We start from the raw sequence: 18,411 nt of genomic DNA, 5'->3' as shown, positions 1-18,411 counted from the left end.
CCGGAGTGCGGGTGATCTCGCTGGTGCCCTCGCTGACCGAGGCGGTCGCGGTCAGTGTGCCGGGAGCGCTGGTGGGGGCCACGGAGTGGTGCAGCCATCCGGAGGACCTGGACGTCGTCCGCGTCGGCGGCACGAAGAACCCTGACGTGCGCGGGATCATCGGCCTCGCCCCGGACCTGGTGATCGCCAACGAGGAGGAGAACCGCGCGCCGGACCTCGCGGAGCTGCGAGCGGCGGGGATCCAGGTCCTGGTGACGGAGGTACGCGACCTGCCGGACGCCTTCCGCGAGCTGGCCCGGGTGCTTGCCGCCTGTGGGGCGGGGCGCCCCGGGTGGCTGGACGAGGCCGAGTCGGCGTGGGGGCAACTGCCCGCACCCGAAGCCCGGTTGAAGGCGGTGATCCCCATCTGGCGCCGCCCCTGGATGGTGCTCGGCCGCGACACGTTCGCCGGGGACCTGCTGCGGCGCCTCGGCGTCGACAACGCGTACGCGACGCACGCCGAGCGCTATCCGCGTATTCCGGTCGAGGAACTGCGGGCCGCGGGCGCGGACTTGATGATCCTGCCCGACGAGCCGTACCGCTTCACCCGCGAGGACGGCCCCGAGGAGTTCACCGTCCCCTCGGCCCTCGTCAGCGGCCGCCACCTCACGTGGTACGGCCCGTCACTGGCGCAGGCCCCCGCCACACTCAGCGCGGCGCTGCGAGCAGCTTGCCGTTGATCAGTCCGCGCAGCGTCTGCGTGAGGGCCACCGCCCAGGCTGTCACCAGCAGGGCGTACAGGGCGACCGCCAGCCAGTCGTAGACCGCGAGGCCGGTGTGCTTGCCCAGGCCCTCGGCGCCCGTGACGCAGGTGCCGACGGGGAAGGTGAACGCCCACCAGGTCATTGCGAAGCCCATGCCCCGGCGCCGGGCCCGCACCACCATCGCGCCCGCGAGCGCAAGCCACAGCAGGGCGAAGCCCATCACCGGGACGCCGTAGAGCACGGCGAAGACGGCGAAGCCCTGGTCGTAGGGGGCGGGGACGACGCCCGCCGCTGCCGTGTCGGCGAACTTGTTCACGGCTGTCGTCGACTGGCCCAGGGGGCCGAGCACCAGGAAGAGCGTCGGCGTGAGCGCGAGGGGGAACGGGTCGCCGGTCAGCAGGCGGGCGAAGATCATCGGCAGCATCACCAGGGTGGCGAGCAGGCTCAGGCCGAACATCGCGAAGCAGGCGAAGAGCAGCGTCTCCTGGGCCTGGCCTGCCGGGAGGTGGGGCACGAGGAGGGGGCCGAGTGCGGCGGAGACCATGGGCGCCACCAGGGGCAGCAGCCAGACGGGCGATGCCTGGCCCGGAGTGATGCGGTGCTTCACCACCATCAGGTACGGGATCGCGACGGCCGCCGCGAGGCCGATGGCCGTACCGGCGACGAAGAGCACGGCGTCGAGCGCGACCGCCGCGCTCGTCCCGATCCAGTCCTCGCCCACGAGCAGAGCGCCGCCGCCGACCGCGAGCAGGGCCATGGAGAGACAGCCGTAGAAGGGGGCGACGGAGGGGTCCAGGAGATGGGCGCGGGCCTGGTCGCGGTGGTGGATCCAGTGCAGGGTCCGTGCGCCGATGAGCGCGGCCAGCATGAGCAGGGAGAACGCCCAGACCACGGTGCAGGCGGTCCGCAGGCCGGGGACGTGGACCGGCAGGGTCGCGCCCGCGCCGGCGATGATCGCCGTGCCCATGACGGTGGCGTACCAGTTCGGGCCGAGGTGCCGGGTGGCGAGGGTGATGCGGGTGGTGCGGGTGGTGCCGGAGCTGGGGGACGTGGTGGTGTTCAAGGGTGCCTGCGGGTGGGCGACGGTGACCATGCGTCCACGGTCTCCCTTCGCCGGGCCCCCCACCAGGAGGCATCTTCATATGAGGGCATAACCTGGGCTTATGGGTACGTCTTCTGGTTCCGCCGGTGTGTCCGATACGTCGCCGGGGGCGCCGCTCGCGCATCGGGTGCCGGACCTCGGGGCGCTCGAGCTGCTGCTCGCCGTGGCGCGGCTCGGCAGCCTGGGGCGGGCCGCGAAGGAACTGGGCATCACGCAGCCCGCCGCGAGCAGCCGCATCCGGTCGATGGAGCGGCAGCTCGGGGTCGCGCTGGTCGACAGGTCGCCGCGCGGATCGCGGCTCACGGACGCGGGGGCGCTCGTCACGGACTGGGCGCGGCGGATCGTGGAGGCGGCGGAGGCGTTCGACGCGGGCGCGCAGGCGTTGCGGGACCGGCGGGACTCGCGGCTGCGGGTCGCGGCGAGCATGACGATCGCCGAGTACCTGCTGCCGGGCTGGCTGATCGCGCTGCGGACGCAGCGGCCGGACACGGCGGTTTCGTTGACGGCGGGCAACTCGACCGCGGTCGCGGAGCGGCTCCTGGCGGGCGATGCGGACCTCGGCTTCGTCGAGGGGCTCGCGGTGTCGACCGGCCTGGACTCCGCGGTCATCGCCCACGACAGCCTGATCGTCGTCACGGCGCCGGGCCATCCCTGGGCGCGGCGCCGGAAGCCGCTGGGGGCGGCGGAGTTGGCGGCTACCCCGCTGATTCTCCGGGAGGAGGGTTCGGGGACGCGGCAGGTCCTGGACGCGGCTCTGGGCGGCCTCGCCCGCCCGCTGATCGAGCTGTCGTCCACCACCGCGGTGAAGGCGTCGGCGGTGAACGGGGCCGGGCCCGCGGTGCTGAGTGAGCTTGCGGTGGGCGAGGAGCTGTCGGCTCGGCGCCTGGTGAGGATCCCCCTGGAGGGGGTTCAGCTGCGGCGGGCCCTCCGGGCGGTGTGGCCCACGGGGCATCGGCCTACTGGGCCTGCGCGGGACCTGCTGTCGCTCACTCGGGCGGGGTCCCTCTGACCGGCGGGGTCTTCTGCGCCCCGGGGGGGCGAATGCCTGCCCCGCCTCCGGCGAATGCTTTCCCGCCCACCTGCCCGATTACCGTCCCTCGTGAGCGGCGGGCTCTCCCACCCGCCCGTTGTCCCGCGGGGTAATGGGCGGGTGGGAGGGAGAGGTCCTGCCGGAGGAAATACCCCGGGGTGCGGGGAGGGCGTGGGGGGAGGTGTACCCCCGGCCGGAGGGCGGACCTCGCGGCGCGGAGCGGCGAGGCTCAGGCAATCCCCCCGCCCGCCGAAGGCCTGGCCGCGCGGACCAGTGCCGACATGACCCGGAGGTCCTCACCCATCTCCGGGTGCCACTGCACGCCCAGCACCCAGGCCCCGGACGGCAGTTCCACCGCCTCCACCGTGCCGTCCTCCGCGTGGGCCGACACGATCAGGTCCCGGCCCAGGCGGTCCACCGCCTGGTGGTGATAGGTGGGGACGGCCGACGCGACCGGCGCGATGGACGAGTACAGCGTGCCCGCCACCGGCTTCACCTCGTGCGTGCCGAAGACACCCACCGCCTCCACATGGCCCTCCATGTGCTGCACCAGCGTGCCCCCCAGAGCCACGTTGAGCAGCTGCATGCCCCGGCAGATGCCGAGCAGCGGCGTCCCCGACGCCAACGCCGCCTCGATCAGCGCGAGTTCCCACGCGTCCCGCTCCCGCGCGGGCGGGCCTGTACGCTCCCCACGCTCCGAGCCGTAACGGACCGGCTCGACATCGGGCCCGCCCGCGATGACCACGCCGTCGAGCCTGGCGACGACTTCATCCGCGTACGAAGGATCGTCCGGCGGAAGCATCGCGGTGAGACCGCCCGCCGCCTGCACCAGGCGCGGGTATCCGGCGGGGAGCAGCGCCGCGGGCAGTTCCCACACGCCCCAGCTCGCCTTCGACTCCAGGTAGGTGCTGACGCCGATCAGTGGTCGGCCGGTGGTCGCGCTCACCCTCGTCTCCTCCTTCATGTCCCTCATGCTCAGCCTTGCTCAGCCATGCTCAGTCGCGTTCCAGTTCCGCCTCCGCGGCGGCGAGCGCCGCGAACTCCTCCTCGGGCGCCCGCGCCACAAGGTGCTTGCGGCTGTAGAAGCCGAAGTAGGCGATCGCCACCACGTATACCGCGAGCGCGATCAACGCCGCCGTCACATCCACCAGGAACGTCGCGACCAGCGCCGAGCAGGCAAGGGCCAGCGCCACCGACGAGGTCAGCATGCCGCCCGGCGTGCGGTACGGCCGCTCAAGTCCCGGCTCCCTGCGGCGCAGCACGATGTGCGAGAGCGACATCAGGGCGTACGAGATGGTCGCGCCGAACACCGCCACGTTCAGCATCCGCGCGCCGTCCCCGGTCGCCGCCGCAAGGCCGAAGCCGATCGCCCCGGGGACCAGCAGGCCCAGGTACGGAGCCTTGCGGCTGCTCGTCAGCGACAGGAACCTCGGCAGGTAGCCCGCCCTCGACAGGGCGAAGAGCTGGCGCGAGCCCGCGTAGATCAGGGAGAAGAACGAGGCCACAAGGCCTGCCAGGCCCGCGTAGTTGATGACGCGGCTGAGCGCCGTCGCCTCACCGCCCGGCTGCAACGCCTCCACCAGCGGGTTGCCCGCGTCCTGGATCGCGTTCGCGCCGCGCGCCCCGGCCGACGCGAAGAACGTGAGGAGCGCGAGCGCGATGAGGATGGCCATCGACCAGCGGATCGCGCGCGGCAGCGTGCGGGCGGGGTCTTTCGTCTCCTCCGCCGCGAGCGGGACGCCTTCCACTCCCAGGAAGAACCACATGCCGAACGGGAAGGCGGCCCAGATGCCCAACAGGCCCATCGGCAGCCAGGAGGTGGAGCCGAAGGCATCCCCGTCCACGGCGATGTCGTTCAGCTTCGACGCGTCGAAGTCCATGAACGCGCCGACCGCGAAGACGAGCAGCGCCGCCACCGCGATGCCCGTGACGACGAAGCTGAAGCGCAGCGCCTCGCCGACGCCCCACAGGTGGATGCCGATGAAGACGACGAAGCAGGCCAGATACACCGGCCAGCCGGAGGTGAGGCCGAAGAGGCCGAGGGACTCGACGTAGTCGCCGATGAAGATGGAGATCGCGGCCGGAGCCAGGATGTACTCGATGAGGATCGCCGTGCCGGTGAGGAACCCGCCCCAGGGGCCGAGTGCCCGGCGCGCGAAGCCGTAGCCGCCGCCCGCGGTGGGCAGGACCGAGGAAAGCTCCGCCAGCGAGAACACCATGCAGGCGTACATCACGCCCATGAGCGCCATGGCTATCGCGAGGCCGCCGAACCCGCCCTCCGCGAGGCCGAAGTTCCAGCCAGAGAAGTCTCCGGAGACGACGTACGCGACGCCGAGCCCGGTGAGAAGCAGCCAGCCCGCGCTGCCTCTGCGCAGCGTTCTCCGCTCCAGATAGTCGTCCGCCGGTTCGGCGGCACTACTCGTCTTGGGGGACTCCACGGTCATGGCACGGCTCCTATGCGACTGCGCGGCGGCGGCACTGCGGTGGGGTGACGGAACAACGGGTGACTCAATGGAACGGATCCATACCTTTGCCGTGCCGGGGGCGAGAAATCAAGACCCCTGCGTTACGCCGCCGTTAATCACCCCTCACCCCGCCCCTTATGTCAGGAAGCCCCGCAGCAAGGCGGCCGTACCGGCGCAGTGCTCGCGCATCATCTCCCGCGCCCCGTCCGCGTCCCCGTCGAGCACCGCCTCGACGAGCGCGGTGTGCTGGCGCTGCGAATGCTCCAGGTTCCGTACCAAGAGGGGGATGCAGTCCAGGAGGTCGTTGACGGTCGCGCGGACCGCCGCGTACTGCGCGGTGAGCGAGGGGGAGCCGCACAGCTCGGCAAGGGTCAGGTGCAGCAGGGTGTCCAGGCGGCGGTACTCGGAGAGCGGCGCCTCATGGGTCTGCGCGAGCGCCTCGCGCAGCCGGTCGCGCTGCTCGCCGGTCAGGCCGTGCGCCGCGCAGAGCCCGGCAGCGCCGACCTCCAGGACCTCGCGGAAGCGCAGCGCGTCCTCGACGTCGACGTCCGCAACGCGCCGCCGCAGCTCGTCCTCGCCCGCCGCCTCGGGGCGCGGACGCACGAACGTGCCGCCGTACCTGCCCCGCCGCGACTCGACCAGGCCCTGGTCCTGGAGCACCTTGAGCACCTCGCGCAGCGTCACCCGGCTGATGCCGAGGCGGTCGGCCAACTCCCGCTCCGACGGCAGACGTTCGCCGCCGGGGACCAGGCCGAGGCGTACGACCTGGAGGATCTGCTCCAGAGCCTCCTCGAAGCCGTTGCCCGCCCGTACGGGACGCAGTACCGGCGTCAGTCGGTCGTCGGCGGTCGCGGCACCCGCATCGGCAGCCGCATCGGCACCCGCGTCGGCATCCGTGTGCGACATCTGGCCGTACCCCCTTCCCAATCAATGGTTCTCGGCAATACCTTATGGCTCTCGGCTGACCCAAGGAGGATTTTCCCGTGGCAGACCGCACACCCCCGCTCGGGATCGAGGAGCTACGTGCTCTCGTCACGAGCGGCGAGATCGACACTGTCGTCCTGGCCTTCCCCGATATGCAAGGGCGGCTCCAGGGCAAGCGGTTCGCCGCCCGCTTCTTCCTCGACGACGTCCTCGAGCACGGCACGGAGGGCTGCAACTACCTCCTGGCCGTCGACGCGGAGATGAACACCGTCGACGGATACGCCATGTCCTCCTGGGACCGCGGCTACGGCGACTTCGCGATGCGCCCCGACCTCAGCACCTTGCGCCGGGTCCCCTGGAACGAAGGCACCGCGATGCTCATCGCGGACCTCGCCTGGAACGACTCCTCGCCCGTGGTGGCCGCGCCCCGCCAGATCCTGCGCCGCCAGCTCGACCGGCTCGCCGAGCTCGGCTACACCGCCAACGTCGGCACGGAGCTCGAGTTCATCGTCTTCAAGGACACGTACGAGCAGGCCTGGGATTCGGGCTACAAGGCCCTGACCCCGGCCAACCAGTACAACATCGACTACTCCGTACTCGGCACGGGACGCATCGAGCCGCTCCTTCGCCGCATCCGCAACGACATGGCGGCCGCCGGACTCGTCGTCGAGTCCGCCAAGGGCGAGTGCAATCCCGGCCAGCACGAGATCGTGTTCCGCTACGACGACGCCCTCGTCACCTGCGACCAGCACGCCATCTACAAGACCGGCGCCAAGGAGATCGCGTCCCAGGAGGGTGTCTCGCTCACCTTCATGGCGAAGTACAACGAGCGCGAGGGCAACTCCTGTCACATCCACCTCTCGCTCGCGGACGCGGACGGCACCAACGCCATGGCCGGTGAAGGCCCCGGCGGCATGTCGCCCGTCATGCGGCACTTCCTGGCCGGGCAGCTCGCGGCGCTCCGGGAGTTCTCGCTGCTCTACGCGCCCAACATCAACTCGTACAAGCGGTTCCGCCCCGGATCGTTCGCGCCGACCGCCGCCGCCTGGGGCTACGACAACCGCACCTGCGCCCTGCGCGTCATCGGCCACGGCCGCTCGATGCGCTTCGAGAACCGCCTGCCGGGCGGCGACGTGAACCCGCACCTCGCGGTCGCCGGACTCGTGGCCGCCGGTCTTCACGGCATAGAGCAGAAGCTCGAACTGCCCGAAGAGTGCACGGGCAACGCCTACACCGGTGACTACGCGCACGTCCCCACCACCCTGCGCGAGGCCGCCGAGCTCTGGGAGAACAGCCCCATCGCCAAGGCCGCCTTCGGCGACGAGGTGGTCGCGCACTACAGCAACATGGCCCGGGTCGAACTGGACGCCTTCGACTCCGTGGTGACCGACTGGGAGCTCCGCCGCTCCTTCGAACGCATGTGAGGCACCCTTGCTCGAGGTATTGAACCCCGCGACGGAAGAACTGGTCGCGACCGTCCCCGCCGCCACCGCACAGGACATCGACGCCGCGGTCGCACGCGCGACCAGGGCGCAGGTGAAGTGGGCCGCAGTGGCTCCCGCCGACCGGGCCCGCCTGCTGCGCCGTTTCGCCGCGGTCGTCGATGAACACGTGGAAGAACTCGCGCGGTTGGAGGTGCGCGAGGCCGGTCACGTCATCGGCAACGCGCGCTGGGAGGCGGGCAACGTCCGCGATCTCCTCGACTTCGCGGCCGGGGGAGTGGAGCGGCTGAGCGGCCGTCAGATCCCCGTGCCCGGCGGCCTGAACGTCACGATCCTCGAACCCCTCGGGGTGGTCGGCGTCATCGCGCCGTGGAACTTCCCGATGCCGATCGCCGCCTGGGGCACCGCCCCGGCACTCGCGGCCGGCAACGCGGTCATCCTGAAGCCCGCCGAGACGACCCCGCTCACCGCGCTCCGTCTCGCCGAACTCGCCCTGGAGGCAGGCCTGCCCGAAGGCCTCTTCCAGGTCCTGCCCGGCGCAGGCGACGTCGCGGGCAACGCCCTGGTCGAGCACCCCGGCGTCGCCAAGATCGTGTTCACAGGATCCACGCGCGTCGGCAAACAGATCATGGCCAAGTGCGCCGACCGCGTGAAGCGAGTGACCCTCGAACTCGGCGGCAAGAGCCCGAACATCGTCTTCGCCGACGCCGACGTGGAAGCGGCCGCCCTCGCCACCCCCATGTCGTACCTCGACAACTCCGGCCAGGACTGCTGCGCCCGCACCCGCATCCTCGTCCAGCGATCGGTGTACGACCGCTTCCTGGAGATCGTGCGGCCCGCGATCGAGTCGATCGTCGTCGGCGACCCGTCCGACGAGAAGACCCAGATGGGTCCGCTGATCTCCAGGTCCCAGCTGGAGCGCGTGCGTTCGTACGTCCCGTCCGGCACCGGAATCCACGGCACGGCCCCCGAAGGTCCCGGCTTCTGGTTCCCGCCGACACTCCTCACCGACGTCGACGCCGCGTCGCCGGTGGCGACGGAGGAGGTCTTCGGCCCGGTCGCCGTCGTCATCCCCTTCGAGGACGAAGCCGACGCGATCCGCCTCGCCAACGCGACCGAGTACGGCCTGTCCGGGTCCATCTGGACGCGGGACGTGGGCCGTGCGCTGCGCGTCTCGGGAGCCGTCCAGGCAGGGAACCTGTCCGTCAACTCGCACTCCAGCGTGCGCTATTGGACCCCGTTCGGGGGTTACAAGCAGTCCGGACTCGGCCGAGAGCTCGGCCCGGACGCGCTCGCCGCCTTCACGGAAACCAAGAACGTCTTCATCAGCACGGAAAGCACGGAGGCCTGAAGCCCTATGTCAGAGAACATCTGCCGCCGCCTCGTCGGCCGCACCGCCGTCATCACCGGCGCCGGCAGCGGCATCGGCCTCGCCACCGCGCGCCGCCTCGCCTCCGAGGGCGCGCACGTCGTCTGCGGCGACATCGACGAGACCGCGGGCAAGGCCGCAGCCGACGAGGTCGGCGGGACCTTCGTCAAGGTCGACGTCACCGACGCCGAGCAGGTCGACGCGCTCTTCAAGACCGCGTACGACACCTATGGCTCGGTCGACATCGCCTTCAACAACGCGGGCATCTCGCCGCCCGACGACGACTCCATCCTGGACACGGGCCTTGAGGCCTGGAAGCGCGTCCAGGAGGTCAACCTCACCTCCGTCTTCCTCTGCTGCAAGGCCGCCATCCCCTACATGCGCCGCCAGGGCAAGGGCTCCATCATCAACACCGCGTCGTTCGTGGCGAGGATGGGCGCGGCGACATCGCAGATCTCGTACACCGCCTCCAAGGGCGGCGTCCTCGCCATGTCCCGCGAGCTGGGCGTGCAGTTCGCCCGCGAAGGCATCCGCGTGAACGCCCTGTGCCCGGGCCCGGTCAACACCCCGCTCCTCCAGGAGCTGTTCGCCAAGGACCCCGAGCGGGCCGCGCGCCGCCTCGTCCACATCCCCGTGGGCCGCTTCGCCGAGGCCGACGAGATGGCGGCCGCCGTGGCGTTCCTCGCCAGCGACGACTCCTCGTTCGTCAACGCCACCGACTTCCTGGTCGACGGCGGCCTCACCGGGGCGTACGTAACCCCGCAGTAGACCCCACCCGTAGTTCACCCCACAGCCACCCACCCGTCAGCCGGGCGTCGCACGACGCCCGGCTGACCTGCGTAAACACTGGAGCGTGTTCGTGAATATCAAGCGCCGCGCCGCCGCGGCCACCGCAGTCCTCGCCGTCGCCGCAGCCGGTCTCGTCACCGTCCAGGCCACGGCTCAGGCCACCCAGCCCGCTCGCCCCGGGGCCGCGCACTGCCCCGCGCTCACGGTCTCCAAGGGCTGGTACGGGGAGAACAAGGCCCGGATCCAGAAGATGATCGACACGTACGGGAAGTGCGGCGAGCGGCACGGCGGAGGCGGCGCCAAGCCCGTCGCCACCTTCGACTGGGACAACACGGTCATCAAGAACGACGTCGGCGACGCCACCATGTTCTGGCTCCTGCGCAACAGCAAGATACGTACGCCGAAGAACGCGGACTGGCACACCACGAGCCGCTATCTCACCGACCCCGCTGCCAAGGCCCTCGCCAAGGCCTGCCCCGCCACATCGGCCACCCTCCCCACGCGCCGCGACACCGACTGCGCCGACGAGATCGCCTCCGTCTACGGCGAGGGCGCCACCACCGGCGGGGACGAGGCCTTCGCCGGGTTCGACCACCGCCGCATGGAACCCCAGTACGCCTGGCTCGCCCAGCTCACCCGCGGCTGGTCCACCCGCCAGGTCAAGGGCTTCGCCGCCGAGGCCCGCAAGGAGAACCTCGCCGCGCCCATCGGCACCGAACAGCGCGTCGGCACCGGCGAGTTCACCGGCTGGGTCCGCTACTACGACCAGCAGCGCGACCTGATCCGCACGCTCAAGAAGGCCGGATTCGACGTGTACGTGGTCTCCGCGTCGCCCGAGCCGGTCGCCGAGGTGTGGGCGAAGAGCGTCGGCGTCGACGCCCGGCACACCATCGGCATCCGCAACGTCGCCGCGCAGGGGAAGCTGACGGCCCATCTGAAGGGCTGCGGCACCGTCAGGGACGGCGACGACTCGATGATCACGTACATCGACGGCAAGCGCTGCTGGATCAACCAGGAGGTCTACGGCGTCCGGGGCGCGGCCGCCGAGCAGGTCCGACCTGCGGACGAGCGACAGGTGTTCGCGGCCGGCGACTCCGACACCGACATCTCCTTCCTGCGCGACGCCACCGCCCTGCGACTCGTCCTGAACCGCAACAAGAACGAGCTGATGTGCCGCGCCTACGACAACGGCGACGGCCGCTGGCTGGTGAACCCCATGTTCATCGAGCCCAAGGGGAAGCTCGCGAAGCCCTACCCGTGCGCGAGCACCGGCTACACCGAACGGAACGGCGACGAGGGTCCCGTGCGCCGCGCCGACGGGTCCGTCGTTCCCGACCAGAAGGACACGGTGCACGGGGCCTGACCTGGCCGGGGAGATTGATGTACGGTCCATGCGCATGCGCAACAGACATGCCTTGGCGTTGACGCTGGCCACGGCCGCCACTCTGGCGGCCGTACCGGCGACGCTCCCCGCGGCCGCCGCCACGCCCGTGAACTCCCCGAACTCCCCCGCTGCGAAGGCCCATTGCCCGCAGCTGTCCAAGAAGCTGACCTGGTACGGCGACAACCGTGACCGGCTCCAGCAGATGATCGACGAGCGCGGACGCTGCGGCTCCCACCGGGGGCACGACCAGAAGCGCCCCGTCGCCGCGTTCGACTGGGACAACACCGTCGTCAAGAACGACATCACCGACGCGACGATCGCCTGGTCACTCCACCACGACAAGATCCTGCGTCCCGCCACCTGGAAGTCCACCAGCAAGTGGATGACGGACGATGCCGACAAGGCGCTCACCAAGGCCTGCGGCACGAAGGTGCCGGTCGGCAAGCCGCTGCCCACCTCGACCGACACCGACTGCGCCGACGAGATCTTCGAGGTCCGCGAGGACGGGAAGACGATGAGCGGCGCCGCCGCCTTCGCGGGCGAGTGGGACCACCGGCACACCGTCCCGCAGTACGCCTGGGTGCCCCAGCTCTTCGCCGGACACACCGTCCCCGAACTGGAGTCGTACGCGGCGAAGGCCCGCAAGGAGGCCCTCGCCGCGCCCATCGGCGCCACCCAGACCGTCGGCACGCACGAGATCCCCGGCTACGCCCGCTACTACGACCAGCAGCGCGACCTGATCCGCACGCTCAAGAAGGCCGGGTTCGACGTCTACATCGTCTCCGCGGGTTCGGAGCCGGTGACGGAGGTCTGGTCGAAGAGCGTCGGCGTCGACCGGAAGCACACCATCGCCATCCGCTCGGTCCTCGACCTCAAGGGACGGATCACCAGCTGGAACCAGGGCTGTGGCGACGTACCGGTGAACAAGGGCGAGGCCATCCCGTACATCGACGGCAAGCGCTGCTGGATCAACCAGGAGATCTACGGCGTCAAGGGCAAGTCGGCCTGGGACAAGCAGGATCCCTCCCACCGCATCGCCCTCGGCGGCGGTGACGCGGACACGGACGTGACCTTCGTCGGCGACGCCACGGGCGCGCACCTCGTCCTGAACCGCAACAAGAACGAGGTCATGTGCCGCGGCTACGACAACGCCGACGGCCGCTGGGTCGTGAACCCCATGTTCATCGAGCCCATGAAGCAGAAGCCGGACCTCTACCCCTGCTCGACGGCGGCGTACAACGAACCGGACGGCAGCAAGGGCCCGGTCCTGCGCGAGGACGGCTCGGTGGTGCCGGATCAGGTGGACGCGGTGTACTGACTGTCCTGAGCTTCACGGCACGTCTTAGAGTGCCGGGATGAGCATGTCGCCCCCTCCCGGCTGGTACACGGACCCGTCGGCCCCACCGGCCCAGCCCGTCGAGCGCTGGTGGGACGGGTCCGCGTGGACCGAGCACCGGCGAGCGCCCGAAGCCTTCCCAACGGGCCAGGCGCAGCCGGGGTTCGGGCCGCCGCAGGCACAGACCCAGGTCCAGCCGCAGCCGGGAGCTTCCGGAGGCGGCCGGGCCAAGGTGGTGGCGCTTGCCACCGCCGGGGTCGTCCTGGTCGCGTCGATCGTCACGGGCGTGGTGCTCCTGGGCAAGGACGACGGCGACCCGCGGAGCGGCCCGCCCGCGCCGACCACATCGGAGCCGGTGGACACCCCCACGCCGACCTCGCCGACGCCCACCACATCGGCGCCCGACCCCGACCCCTCCACCCTCGTCGACCAGCTCAACGGCATCACGATCCCCGTCCCCGGCGGCTGGGAGAAGGCCGACAGCACGGTCGGCGGCGATCCGACAGTGCGCACCCCGGACGTCTACGACTGTCCGGGCGAGGGCAGCCTCTGCCGCCACGGCACGGTCTACTCGCGCACGGCGACGGCGACCGACGAGCGCTCGCCCAAGGCACTGGCGCTGGGGGACATCAAGGAGGCGGCGGACCGGGCGTACGACGAGGACAAGGTCGGCATGCAGCCGTTCGGCGGGATCGCACGGCACGAGAAGGTCAAGGAAGGGACGGTCGCGGTGGCGGGCCGCTCCGGCTACCTCGTGCGCTGGCGCGTCCGCACGGAGAAGGGCCCCGGCGGATACGTCCAGTCGCTCGCCTTCCCCTCCAGCGTCGGCTCCGAGGCGATGGTCATCGTCCGCTTCGCCATCGACGCCGGGGACGAGGCGCCGCCCCTCTCCGACATGGACAAGATCACCAAGGGGATCCTGCCGGTCGGCGGCGGCGCGACGGGCGGCGGCGTGGGCAACAGCGTGGGCGCGACACCCTGACGGTCCCGTTCCGTCACGCGACGCCCTGACGCTCCCGTTCCCTCAGAGGAACGTGTGCCCTTCCCCCCGGTACGTCGGGACGGTGGCCGTCACGCGGTCGCCCTCGACGAGGTGCAGCGCGTCGAACCGCTCGCACATCTCCCCGGCCTTGGCGTGCCGGAACCACACCTTGTCGCCGATCAGCAGGTCGTCGGCGGGCGCGCCGAGCAGCGGCGTCTGCACCTCGCCCGCGCCTTCCTGCGGGTCGTAGCGCAGCCCCTCGGGGAGGTACGGCACCGGGGAGCGGTCGGCGCCCGCCGCGCCCGACGCGGGGTAGCCGCCGCCGAGCACGGTCACGGTGCCCACACCGGGGCGGCGCACGACGGGCTGCGCGAAGAGCGCGGCCGGACGCCCGCTGAACGACGTGTAGTTGTCGAAGAGGCGCGGTACGTACAGACCCGACCCGGCGGCGATCTCGGTCACCGCCCGCTCGGCCGCGGTGTGCTGCACGCTGCCGGTGCCCCCGCCGTTGACGAACTCCAGGTCCGGCGCGACCGCCCGCACCGCGCGGATGGTCTCGGCCCGGCGCGCCGCGAGCTCCTTGCGGGCGGCGGCCTGCATCAGCCGGATCGCCCGGGAGCGCGCGGGATGACCGGCGACCGCGTCACCGACCCCCGCCACATGCCCTTCGTACGCCATCACGCCCACGAGCCTGAAGCCCGGCCGCCGGGCCACGGCCCGGGCCAGCGCGGCGACTTGGACGGGGGAGTGCAGGGGCGACCGCAGCGCCCCGATCCGCACCCGCCCGCCGAGGATCTTGTAGGAGGTGTCCAACTCCAGGCAGACCCGCACCTCTTCGCCCCCGCCGCCCCTGGCCTCGTCGATGAGCCGCAGCTGCGCCGGGTCGTCGACCATCACGGTCACCGAGGACGCGAGCTTCGGGTCGGCGGCCAGCTCGGCGAAGGCGGCGCGGTCGGCCGACGGATAGGCGAGCAGGACGTCGTCGAACCCGGACCGCGCGAGCCACAAGGACTCGGCGAGCGTGAAGGACATGATCCCGGCGAAGCCGTCACGGGCCAGGACTCGTTCAAGGAGGGCCCGGCAGCGCACGGACTTGCTCGCGACCCGGATCGGCTTCCCGCCTGCCCGTCGTACGAGGTCGTCGGCATTGGCGTCGAATGCCTCCAGATCGACGATCGCGACGGGGGCGTCGAGGTGTGCGGTGGCCCGGTCGTAGCGGGCCCGGTCTGCTGCACGGGGGGTCATGGGCGAAGCCTGCCAGACGTGATTACCCGAGGGTAGGGGGATGATCCGGGCAGATCGCCCGGGGCCGCGGACTGGTTCCCGCACGACCGGAATCTGCCCTTAGAGTTACGGCAGAAGAGCGAGGAAACGGGGGGTGCATGAGCACGGAAGCGCGACGGGCACCTGTCCCGCCACGTCCCACGACTCCACCCCCACCACCGGGCCCGCCCTCGTCGCTGCCGCCTCCCGTGCCGTCCGCACGCTTCCCGGACGGGCGTCCGCGGACCCCGGAGGACGGCGCCCAGGACCCTGGACCCGGGGACCGGGCGTACCCGGACGACGAGGGCTCGGGGCTCCGCCCATCCGCTTCATCTGTGGCCGACCCCGCGCCCGATGACGGCGATCACGACTCCATACTCGGGGACCTGTTGGCGCCCTTCGACCGGGTGAGGATGCCGGAGCCCGCCGCGGCACCGGACGACGAGCAGGACGCTGACGGCGAGGCGCTGCCGTCTCCGCCCCCGCCGCCCGCTTCGGCGCGATTTCCCGATACGCCGCCTCAGTCGATGGTCACCGGCACGCCGACGCGCACGCACGTGCCGGTGTCCGACCCCGCCCCGGACTCCGCTCGGACGCCCGCTGCCGAAGCACCGCTCCTGCCGCCGCGCCCTCCGGCAGCGCCGCACGTCGGCGTGCCGGTCACGGACACGGAGAGCGAACCGGGCGTCGCGGACTACCGACTCCGTCCCCCGATGCCTGCCGCACCGCCGTCGGGCCCCGCGGCTGTGCCCGCGGGCATACCTGAGGCCGACTCGGGGCCCGCGCCGCTTCCCGGGCTCGCGCCACCGCCCTGGTCCGCGCCGGAGCCCGAAGTCGCATCAGCGTCCACATCCGCGTCCACATCCACGCTGGGATCCGGGTCCACCCCCGCGCCCCCGCTCGCCTCGCCTCCGGCACCCCGCACCGAGCCCGCGATCTCGCAAGCACACGCGTACGCCCGCACCCCCAAGGCCGTACCCACACCCACCACCTCCCCCCGAACCACCGCCTCCCGCCGGGCAGTCGGCGCCGTCGACCTGACACCGGGACCCGGCGCCGGGCGGCCCTTCGTGTCCTTCGCCCGGCCCGCGCTGTACGACGACAGCACCACGCGGCTGCGGCCCGTCCGTACCTGGGCGCAGCCCCGCGTGACCGCCGCCGCTGCCTGTGTCGTGCTCGGGCTCGGGCTCATCGGGGGCGCGGCCACCGGCAGTTGGCTGACCGGCAGCTCCCCAGGGACGGGCACCACCCGGAACGCGTACGCCGTGGCGGGCGAGCTCTGGCACAGCGTGCCCGTCGACGAGCTCTTCCCGGTCACCGTCAAGGGAGAGGGAGCGGGCCCCGGCGGAGCCGACCGCACCTGGACCCGCGTCGCCGTCGCCCCCGACAGCACCTGCAAGAACGCCTTCGACCCACTGCTGCGCAAGGCCCTCGCCCCGGCGGGCTGCCTGAGGCTGCTGCGCGCCACGTACACGGACGCGACCCGCAGCCATGTCACCACCGTGGGCCTGCTGTTCACCAAGGCCGACGCCGAAGCGATGCGCTCCCTGCGCACCCGCTTCACGGAGGAAGGCCTCGACCGGCGCCCCGACCTGATGCCACGGCCGTACGCGGCCAAGGGCACCCCGGCCGCGGACTTCGGCGACGCCCAGCGCGCCTCCTGGACCGTGTCCGTGCTCCCGGACGCCCCCGTCGTCGCCTTCTCCGTCTCCGGCTTCGCCGACGGCCGCCCGGTCACCGAACCCGAGCCCGCCGACGAGGCCATGAAGACGTCCGCCACCAGCGCCCCCGCCCAGGCGGGCCTCGGCAACGAGGCGAAGGGCATCGCCGACCGCGTCGAGCGGCGCCTGCGCAAAACCATCGCGGCCACGGAGAAGTCCTCTTGAGAATCCGCCGGCCGGCCGTCGCCGCCCTCGCCGTGTCACTCGCCCTGCTGCCCGCCACCGCACACGCCGACGACGGCATCCGCGCCCAGCAGTGGGCCCTCGACGCCATGCACACCAGCCAGGCCTGGCAGACCACCAAGGGCAAGGGCGTCACCGTCGCCGTCCTGGACACCGGCATAGACCGTGACCACCCCGACCTGACCGGCAGCGTCCTCGAGGGCAAGGACATGGTCGGCTTCGGCGCGAAGAAGGGCGACCGCCCCTGGGCCCGGCACGGCACCGCCATGGCCGGCATCATCGCGGGCCACGGACACGGCTCGGGCAACGGCGACGGCGTCATCGGCATCGCTCCGGAGGCGAAGATCCTGCCGATCCGCGTGATCCTGGAGGACGGCGACCCGGACCGCTCGAAGGCCCGCAACACCCGGGGCAACGCCCTGGCCGACGGCATCCGCTGGGCCACCGACCACGGCGCCGACGTCATCAACCTCTCCCTCGGCGACGACTCCAAGTCCGCCCACCCGGAACCCGCCGAGGACGCCGCCGTGCAGTACGCCCTGAAGAAGGGCGCCGTCGTCGTCGCGTCGGCGGGCAACGGCGGCGAGCGCGGCGACCACATCTCCTACCCGGCGGCCTACCCCGGCGTCATCGCCGCCACCGCCGTCGACTCGAGCGGCGACCGCGCCTCCTTCTCCACCCGCCGCTGGTACGCCACCGTCAGCGCCCCCGGCAAGAAGATCGTCATCGCCGACCCCGACCGCGAGTACTACGAAGGCTGGGGCACCAGCGCCGCGTCGGCGTTCGTCTCGGGCGCCGTCGCGCTGGTCCGCGCCGCCCACCCCGGTCTGACCCCGGTCCAGATCAAGCAGCTCCTGGAGGACACCGCCCGCGACGTGCCCAGCGGGGGCCACGACGACTCACGCGGCTTCGGCTTCATCGACCCGGCGGCCGCGATCGCCGAGGGCGGCAAGAAGAAGCCGGACGGGCTGAAATCAGCGGCGTACGGAAAGAAGTACTTCGGCCCGGGGCCGGACGCGGACCCGGGCGACGACGGCCCCGCCGGCTGGGTCGGCCCGGTCGCGGGTGGCCTCGGAGCGGCCCTCCTGGCAGCGGCGGTCTACCTCTGGCGCGGCAGGCGTGGCACCCGCCCCGGCACCGCCCGATAGCGCCCGGACCACGCTCGATAGGGTCGGCACCGTGGCGAACAAGAACATCCCGGACCCCGGCTTCTGCGACGACGACGGCTCCGCCGACCCCCGGCTCACCGCGGCACTGACCGCCTGGGCCGAGGACCGCACGGCCCACGGCCCCGTCCTGGAGGCGCTCACCGGCGCCCGCCTGCTCGTCCCCGTGGTCGCCGTCCTCGGCGAGGTGGAGGAGGGCGAGAACGGCCTTCGCCGCGAGAAGTCCAGCGACATGGCGGTGCCCACCCTCAAGGCGGGCGACCGCAAGGCGCTGCCCGCGTTCACCTCGACCCAGGCCCTCGCCCTGTGGGACCCCGAGGCCAGGCCGGTCGCCGTCCCGCTGCACCAGGCGCTCCAGGCCGCGGCCCATGAGCAGGCCGACACGATCGTGCTCGACCTCGCGGGACCCGTCCCCTACGAGATCAACCGGCCCGCCCTGATCGCCCTCTCCGAAGGCCGCCACACCCGGGACCCGCTTCTGGACCCCGCGGTCACGGCCGCGGTGCGCGCGG

The 18,411-nt window shown here is 71.9% G+C and carries 16 protein-coding genes; 11 read left to right on the top strand and 5 right to left on the bottom strand.

The genetic code is table 11. The features are described 5' to 3' along the window. The first annotated feature begins 5 nt into the window (after positions 1–5). On the top strand, positions 6–719 hold the full coding sequence (locus tag ABD378_RS36015) for a helical backbone metal receptor (RefSeq protein ID WP_344528176.1): 714 nt from the start codon (positions 6–8) through the stop codon (positions 717–719). On the opposite strand, the gene ABD378_RS36010 is transcribed toward ABD378_RS36015, so the two are convergent. Beyond that, the gene (locus tag ABD378_RS36010; RefSeq protein ID WP_344528152.1) at positions 688–1,836 is read right to left on the bottom strand and encodes a TDT family transporter; all 1,149 of its coding nucleotides are present in this window, start codon (positions 1,834–1,836) and stop codon (positions 688–690) included. The two genes, ABD378_RS36015 and ABD378_RS36010, sit on opposite strands and share 32 nt — an antisense overlap. Positions 1,837–1,906: 70 nt before the next feature. On the opposite strand from ABD378_RS36010, the gene ABD378_RS36005 reads away from it, so the two are divergent. Next, positions 1,907–2,854, top strand: coding sequence for a LysR family transcriptional regulator (locus ABD378_RS36005; RefSeq protein ID WP_344528150.1), 948 nt, complete (start codon positions 1,907–1,909; stop codon positions 2,852–2,854). Between the two features lie 250 nt (positions 2,855–3,104). Here the strand turns inward: ABD378_RS36005 and ABD378_RS36000 are convergent, their stop codons facing one another. The 3 genes from ABD378_RS36000 to ABD378_RS35990 all read right to left on the bottom strand — a co-directional run bounded on the left by ABD378_RS36000 (position 3,105) and on the right by ABD378_RS35990 (position 6,246). Continuing rightward, positions 3,105–3,821 (bottom strand): gamma-glutamyl-gamma-aminobutyrate hydrolase family protein, encoded by a 717-nt coding sequence (locus ABD378_RS36000; RefSeq protein WP_344528148.1) that lies wholly within the window; start codon positions 3,819–3,821, stop codon positions 3,105–3,107. A gap of 49 nt (positions 3,822–3,870) precedes the next feature. Further along, positions 3,871–5,319, bottom strand: coding sequence for an ethanolamine permease (gene eat / locus ABD378_RS35995; RefSeq protein WP_344528146.1), 1,449 nt, complete (start codon positions 5,317–5,319; stop codon positions 3,871–3,873). A 156-nt stretch (positions 5,320–5,475) separates the two neighbouring features. Further along, positions 5,476–6,246 carry a FadR/GntR family transcriptional regulator gene (locus tag ABD378_RS35990; RefSeq protein ID WP_344528145.1) on the bottom strand — a complete coding sequence of 257 codons (771 nt, stop codon included), beginning with the start codon at positions 6,244–6,246 and terminating at the stop codon, positions 5,476–5,478. Between the two features lie 77 nt (positions 6,247–6,323). Here ABD378_RS35990 and ABD378_RS35985 point away from each other — a divergent pair, with 77 nt between their 5' ends. The 6 genes from ABD378_RS35985 (at position 6,324) to ABD378_RS35960 (ending at position 13,566) form a co-directional block, all read left to right on the top strand. Further along, positions 6,324–7,688 (top strand): glutamine synthetase family protein, encoded by a 1,365-nt coding sequence (locus tag ABD378_RS35985; protein ID WP_344528144.1) that lies wholly within the window; start codon positions 6,324–6,326, stop codon positions 7,686–7,688. A 7-nt stretch (positions 7,689–7,695) separates the two neighbouring features. After that, positions 7,696–9,057 carry an aldehyde dehydrogenase family protein gene (locus ABD378_RS35980; protein WP_344528142.1) on the top strand — a complete coding sequence of 454 codons (1,362 nt, stop codon included), beginning with the start codon at positions 7,696–7,698 and terminating at the stop codon, positions 9,055–9,057. Between the two features lie 6 nt (positions 9,058–9,063). Next, the gene (locus ABD378_RS35975; protein ID WP_344528141.1) at positions 9,064–9,843 is read left to right on the top strand and encodes a 3-oxoacyl-ACP reductase; all 780 of its coding nucleotides are present in this window, start codon (positions 9,064–9,066) and stop codon (positions 9,841–9,843) included. 91 nt (positions 9,844–9,934) lie between these two features. Further along, a complete protein-coding gene (locus ABD378_RS35970; protein WP_344528140.1) occupies positions 9,935–11,227 on the top strand; it encodes a haloacid dehalogenase-like hydrolase in 1,293 nt (430 codons plus the stop codon). Between the two features lie 34 nt (positions 11,228–11,261). Beyond that, positions 11,262–12,566, top strand: a complete 1,305-nt coding sequence (locus tag ABD378_RS35965) for an HAD family hydrolase (RefSeq protein ID WP_344528138.1) — start codon at positions 11,262–11,264, stop codon at positions 12,564–12,566. A gap of 37 nt (positions 12,567–12,603) precedes the next feature. Continuing rightward, positions 12,604–13,566 carry a DUF2510 domain-containing protein gene (locus tag ABD378_RS35960; RefSeq protein ID WP_344528137.1) on the top strand — a complete coding sequence of 321 codons (963 nt, stop codon included), beginning with the start codon at positions 12,604–12,606 and terminating at the stop codon, positions 13,564–13,566. 42 nt (positions 13,567–13,608) lie between these two features. Here ABD378_RS35960 and ABD378_RS35955 read toward each other — a convergent pair whose 3' ends face one another. After that, positions 13,609–14,811, bottom strand: coding sequence for an amino acid deaminase/aldolase (locus tag ABD378_RS35955; protein WP_344528136.1), 1,203 nt, complete (start codon positions 14,809–14,811; stop codon positions 13,609–13,611). Positions 14,812–15,164: 353 nt separating this feature from the next. Between ABD378_RS35955 and ABD378_RS35950 the strand changes: the two genes are divergently transcribed. From ABD378_RS35950 to ABD378_RS35940, 3 genes are all read left to right on the top strand, one after another. Continuing rightward, a complete protein-coding gene (locus tag ABD378_RS35950) occupies positions 15,165–16,715 on the top strand; it encodes a hypothetical protein (RefSeq protein ID WP_344528135.1) in 1,551 nt (516 codons plus the stop codon). After that, positions 16,712–17,881: a type VII secretion-associated serine protease mycosin gene (gene mycP, locus ABD378_RS35945; protein ID WP_344528133.1), complete on the top strand. Its 1,170-nt coding sequence runs from the start codon at positions 16,712–16,714 to the stop codon at positions 17,879–17,881. Before ABD378_RS35950 ends, mycP begins: the two co-directional genes overlap by 4 nt. 31 nt (positions 17,882–17,912) lie before the next feature. Then, positions 17,913–18,411, top strand: a 499-nt coding sequence (locus tag ABD378_RS35940; RefSeq protein ID WP_344528131.1) for an SseB family protein, incomplete at its 3' end; no start/stop codon positions are given.

The sequence above is a fragment of the Streptomyces rectiviolaceus genome, assembly GCF_039533825.1.
Classification (GTDB): Bacteria; Actinomycetota; Actinomycetes; order Streptomycetales; family Streptomycetaceae; genus Streptomyces; species Streptomyces rectiviolaceus.
This window is presented reverse-complemented; position numbering and strand designations above follow the sequence as displayed.

What these genes read in the sequence shown, in the direction of transcription:
- ABD378_RS35990 (WP_344528145.1), bottom strand. Translation starts at nt 6,246, where the DNA reads ATGTCGCACACGGATGCCGACGCGGGTGCCGATGCGGCTGCCGATGCG.
- ABD378_RS35965 (WP_344528138.1), top strand. Translation starts at nt 11,262, where the DNA reads ATGCGCAACAGACATGCCTTGGCGTTGACGCTGGCCACGGCCGCCACT.
- ABD378_RS35955 (WP_344528136.1), bottom strand. Translation starts at nt 14,811, where the DNA reads ATGACCCCCCGTGCAGCAGACCGGGCCCGCTACGACCGGGCCACCGCA.
- ABD378_RS35960 (WP_344528137.1), top strand. Translation starts at nt 12,604, where the DNA reads ATGAGCATGTCGCCCCCTCCCGGCTGGTACACGGACCCGTCGGCCCCA.
- eat (WP_344528146.1), bottom strand. Translation starts at nt 5,319, where the DNA reads ATGACCGTGGAGTCCCCCAAGACGAGTAGTGCCGCCGAACCGGCGGAC.
- ABD378_RS36010 (WP_344528152.1), bottom strand. Translation starts at nt 1,836, where the DNA reads ATGGTCACCGTCGCCCACCCGCAGGCACCCTTGAACACCACCACGTCC.
- ABD378_RS35975 (WP_344528141.1), top strand. Translation starts at nt 9,064, where the DNA reads ATGTCAGAGAACATCTGCCGCCGCCTCGTCGGCCGCACCGCCGTCATC.
- ABD378_RS36005 (WP_344528150.1), top strand. Translation starts at nt 1,907, where the DNA reads ATGGGTACGTCTTCTGGTTCCGCCGGTGTGTCCGATACGTCGCCGGGG.